The organism is Oleiphilus sp. HI0132, assembly GCF_001635845.1.
Genome location: NZ_LWGJ01001744.1, coordinates 1 through 874, shown reverse-complemented (window position 1 = coordinate 874; position 874 = coordinate 1). Strand labels below are relative to the sequence as shown.

Here is an 874-nt window from a genome sequence, read left to right as displayed (position 1 = left end):
CTTTGTGACCAAGCGCGCGTCTTGTATCGGTAAAAACTCCAAGGTTAGCTGGACTCAGGTTGAGACCGGCTCAGCAATTACCTGGAAGTATCCAAGCTGTATTTTGCGAGGTGATAACAGTGTTGGTGAATTCTACTCTGTGGCACTGACCAATAACTTCCAGCAAGCTGACACCGGAACAAAAATGATTCACTTGGGTAAAAACACCTCAAGCACTATCATTTCTAAAGGTATTTCAGCCGGTAAGAGTGACAGCAGCTATCGCGGTTTGGTTCGTATTGGCCCTGGCGCCGAGAACGCTCGAAACTATACTCAGTGTGACTCGCTATTGATTGGTGATAAGTGTGGCGCTCACACTTTCCCTTACATCGAAAGTAAGAATAAATCAGCAGTCGTTGAACACGAAGCCACCACATCGAAAGTTAGTGATGACCAGCTGTTCTTGTGTCAGCAACGTGGCATTGATGCGGAACATGCAGTATCAATGATCGTTAACGGATTTTGTAAAGAAGTATTTAAAGAGCTACCGATGGAATTTGCTGTCGAAGCAACAAAACTATTAGAAGTCAGCCTTGAAGGCTCCGTCGGTTAATAAGACTCTAAATCAATTAAAATACAATGGCCCCTGCCCTGGCGGGGATGACCAAAAGCATTAAAGAGAGAGACAATGCTAAAGATCGAAAATTTACATGCCAATGTTGAAGGCAAACAAATCCTGAAAGGCTTAAACCTTGAAGTGAAGGCAGGCGAAGTTCACGCGATTATGGGGCCAAACGGCTCGGGTAAAAGTACTTTATCGCAAGTGCTTGCAGGCAATGAAGCTTATGAAGTAACAGACGGCAGTATCGACTTCGAAAGCAAAGATTTGCTAGAC

The 874-nt window shown here is 44.5% G+C and carries 2 protein-coding genes; both read left to right on the top strand.

Features of this window, described 5'->3' with window-relative positions; all coding sequences use genetic code 11:
- The coding region (locus A3766_RS26630) for a SufD family Fe-S cluster assembly protein (RefSeq protein ID WP_197479770.1) at positions 1-592 on the top strand (592 nt) is incomplete at its 5' end.
- Between the two features lie 75 nt (positions 593-667).
- Positions 668-874, top strand: a 207-nt coding sequence (locus A3766_RS26625) for an ATP-binding cassette domain-containing protein (RefSeq protein WP_156509168.1), incomplete at its 3' end; no start/stop codon positions are given.